This is a genomic window from Acidimicrobiia bacterium, assembly GCA_016650365.1.
GTDB lineage: Bacteria > Actinomycetota > Acidimicrobiia > Spongiisociales > JAENVV01 > JAENVV01.
In genome coordinates this window covers 1-3485 of sequence record JAENVV010000075.1, presented here as the reverse complement: position 1 = coordinate 3485, position 3485 = coordinate 1, and the positions used below count along the sequence as shown (strand labels likewise).

4 protein-coding genes are annotated in these 3485 nt (G+C 62.9%); all 4 read right to left on the bottom strand.

Annotated features, from left to right (window positions below):
* A partial coding sequence (locus tag JJE47_04495; protein ID MBK5266673.1) for an FAD-dependent oxidoreductase occupies positions 1-1359 on the bottom strand: 1359 nt, incomplete at its 3' end.
* A 10-nt stretch (positions 1360-1369) separates the two neighbouring features.
* Complete coding sequence (locus JJE47_04490) at positions 1370-1834, bottom strand: (2Fe-2S)-binding protein (GenBank protein MBK5266672.1); 465 nt, start codon at positions 1832-1834, stop codon at positions 1370-1372.
* Entirely contained in the window at positions 1831-2730 is a 900-nt protein-coding gene (locus JJE47_04485; protein MBK5266671.1) for an FAD binding domain-containing protein, read from the bottom strand. The genes JJE47_04490 and JJE47_04485 overlap by 4 nt, the downstream gene beginning before the upstream one ends.
* On the bottom strand, positions 2727-3485 hold a 759-nt coding region (locus JJE47_04480; GenBank protein MBK5266670.1), incomplete at its 5' end, for a xanthine dehydrogenase family protein molybdopterin-binding subunit. The genes JJE47_04485 and JJE47_04480, both read right to left, overlap by 4 nt.

Below are 3485 nucleotides of genomic sequence, written 5' to 3'. Positions count from 1 at the left end.
GCCTCGCTTGCCCTCGCGACTGTCGGAGGTTTGGATGGCTCTTCGGGTGATTTGAACGCCTGCCCAGCGCAACGGTTCAGGTGGGAACGGGAAGGGCTTCTTGCGAACCATCTCGAGTTCGGTTCGCTCGGTGGTGGTCCCAAAAACGAGATCCAGGCCGACCCTGGCGCCGAATCTGCTGGCAGCCACCCCCAATCCGGTGTAGCCGGCGACCCAGGTGATCCGCCCTTCGTGGGTCGTCCCCCACGTCGCAGTGAATTGGGTGGTGGTTGCGATCGGCCCTCCCCAGCGATGGCTAAAACGGAGTCCTTCGAGTTGCGGGAATGTTTCGAAGAAGTGCTCGGCCAGTACACCGTGCGTCGACTCCTGTTGATCATGTCGCGGATCGAGTCCGTTGTTGAAGTGGTAGGTGGCGTCCCAGCCACCCCAGAGAATGCGGTCGTCTTCGGTGAGGCGGTAGTAATGGAACTGATTGGAGGCGTCGCCGATTCCGTCGCGCTCCTTCCACCCGATCGAGGATATTTGTTCCGAGGAGAGTGGTTCGGTCATGAGCACGTGGTCGTAGACGGGGATCACGTACCGCCGGGGACGCCGGACCGGACCCGGGTAGGCGTTCGTGGCCATAAGGACCCGTCCGGAACGGACGGCACCGTTCGGAGTGGCCACTTCCATGCCTGATCCTTCAGGCGAAATATCGACCGCAGGCGAATGTTCGAATATCGCCGCGCCGAGAGACTCGGCTGTGCGGCGTAATTCCCAACACAGCCTGGCCGGATCGACCAGTGCCATATCACTACGACGGAGGAGGCCGCCTAGATAGGTAGGTGAGTGCACTCTGGAACGCATTGCGTCACCGTCGAGCAGTTCGACGTCAAAGCCATACTGCGCATGTGTCGCAAGGCTCTCCCGTAATGATTCGAGGTGCCATGGTTCGGTGGCGACGTCGATTTCGGCGGCCCGGTGGTAGTCGGCGACGATCCCGTACCGATCAATCGCTACGTCGATGCCATCGAGGTTTTCGCGTCCCATCCGGACGAGGGTTTTGAGGTCGTCTGGCCAATGGGAGAGCCCGTTTTCGAGGCCGTGGGTGAGAGAACTGTCACAGAACCCTCCATTGCGCGAACTCGCTCCGAACCCACATCGCTCCGCTTCAAGCACGACCACGTTAAGTTCCGGCTGCTCTTCGAGGGCTTGAATGGCCGCCCAGAGACCGGTGAATCCGCCTCCGACCACCGTCAGGTCGGCAGTTGCCGGTCCCGATAACGCCGGTGCGGCGGTCGGAGCGTCGGGACGGTCCGACCAGAAGATGGCCGGCTTGGCCCCTTTGAGTGCCTGGCTTGCCCAGCCGGAGGCTTCCACTACGGTCGGCTCATGATTCGGCGGCGGTTCGTTCGACGGCTGCGAGGATCCTCTGGTAGCCGGTGCAGCGGCAAAGGTTGCCTGACAATCCGATGCGGATTTCCTCCCGGGTGGGCGACGGGTTGCGGGTGAGGAGAGCCTGGGCCGACATGATCATGCCAGGGGTACAGAACCCGCATTGCACACCGCCTTCTTCAAGAAGGTTCCGTTGTAACGGATGCAGGTTGTCGCCATCGAGGACCCCTTCGACGGTGGTGATCTCTCGCCCTTGAGCTTGAGCAGCTAGGTACGAGCATGAATTCACGGGTTGGCCGTCGATCAGCACCATGCAGGCACCGCATTCGCAATCATCGCAGCCTTCTTTGGTGCCGGTCAGCCCGACCTCGGTGCGTAAAACGCTCAGCAGATTCCGGTCCATGGCGGCATTGATCGGGTAGCGAACCCCGTTTACTTCCAATTCGTATGTTTCGTTCATCGAGCCGCTCCTATCCCCAGGCTTCGGTTGACCGGGACGCGGATCGGTTCCCCGCCGGCTCGGCGAGTAGCCGCGTCGAGCGCCCGGGCGGCCATCACACCAATTGTGTGTCGTCGATACCTGTCGGATCCTCGCAAGTCGCTGATCGGGACCGCCTGGTCCGAGGCCATCGCCCCGATCACCGTGGCTGCCTCGACCGGCGATAGTCCGGCCATTGCTTCGCTCGCTCCGGCGAGTTCCACGATGGTCGGAGCAACCGACGTCATGGCCACCCGGCCCGACACGATGGATCCATCCTCGGCCAACACAACGAAGGCTGCCGCACCTACGACGGCAATTTCCATGGCCCGGCGGTATTCGAGACGCACGTAGGCGCTGCCGGACTTCGCCGGCACCTCCGGAAGGATGATGTACACGCAGAGTTCGTCAGGGTTGGCGCTGGTCCGCCCAGGTCCGGTCCACAAGTCCGACAAGGCAACCCGTCTCGTGTTGCCGACGGAATGCAGTTCGACCACGGCCCCCAGTGTCAAGAGCGGAGCGCCCGTGTCCATGGCCGGCGATCCGTTCATCACGTTGCCACCGATGGTCCCGACGTTGCGCGTCGAAGGTGATCCGATCAGCGCTGCCGCGTCGGCCAATCCCGTATACCTTTGGACAATGAGCGGGTCGCTCATCAGGCGGCTGTGGGTCACGCCTGCCCCGATCCGAACCTGGCCGTCAACGGACTCGATCTCAGACAACCCAGCTACCCGGTCGATGGCTACCAGCGAGTCGGGGAGTGGCGCCTTTCCTTGTCGGGCGCCAACTACCAGATCGGTCCCCCCGGCAATCGGTCGGGCACCTGCGGCCAACGCGGTCAGGACCTCGTCGAGTGACGTGGCGATGGTCAGGCTCATGCGCCGTCCTCCTGAAGCGTTTCCCAGACTCGTTCGGCGGTCATCGGCAACAGCCGGACCGGTTTCCCGACCAGTTTGGCGATGGCGTTCGAAATGGCCGCCGCCGTGGCCACGTTGGGGGCTTCGGCAATCGGTTTCGATCCGTTCGGTCCCATGTCCGGCGTGTAGATCTCGGCGAAGTGGATGGTGATCGGTGGGGCATCGGCCATCGTCTGGAGCTTGTATTCGAGGAGCCCGGCGTTCTTCTGTTTGGCGTCGTCGCCGTAGACGGTTCGTTCCGTCAGCGCCTGACCGATGCCCATCAACACCCCGCCTTCGACCTGGCCTGAAGCGCCGATCTGGTTGATGATCACCCCTGAATCGTGGGCGGTGTTCACTTCAAGCACGCGTACCACGCCGGTATCGCGGTCGAGTCGCACCCGCACGGCATGACACGAAAACTGCGGTCCGGCCCAGCCGTTCATGCCCTGGTCGCCAACACACGACACGGTGTTGGGTGCTTCAGGCGTCTCGGGAGGACTTCCAGAACCACGCCCCAACAGCATTTCCCCATCGGCAGCGATCGCGGCTAGCTCGGTGATGGTGATTCCCGAGTCGGGAGATCCGACCACAAACGCTCGGCCTCCGTCGAGCACGATGTCATCCGGGGAAGCTTCGAGCTCTTCGGCGGCGATCTGCTTGAGTTGGACGGCGATCTGGCGGGCAGCTTCGACGGTTGCCCGTCCGTTGTTCAGCAGGGTCTGGGACCCGGTGGC

Coding starts and splice junctions, on each gene's coding strand:
- JJE47_04490 (MBK5266672.1), bottom strand. CDS start 1,834: ATGAACGAAACATACGAATTGGAAGTAAACGGGGTTCGCTACCCGATC.
- JJE47_04485 (MBK5266671.1), bottom strand. CDS start 2,730: ATGAGCCTGACCATCGCCACGTCACTCGACGAGGTCCTGACCGCGTTG.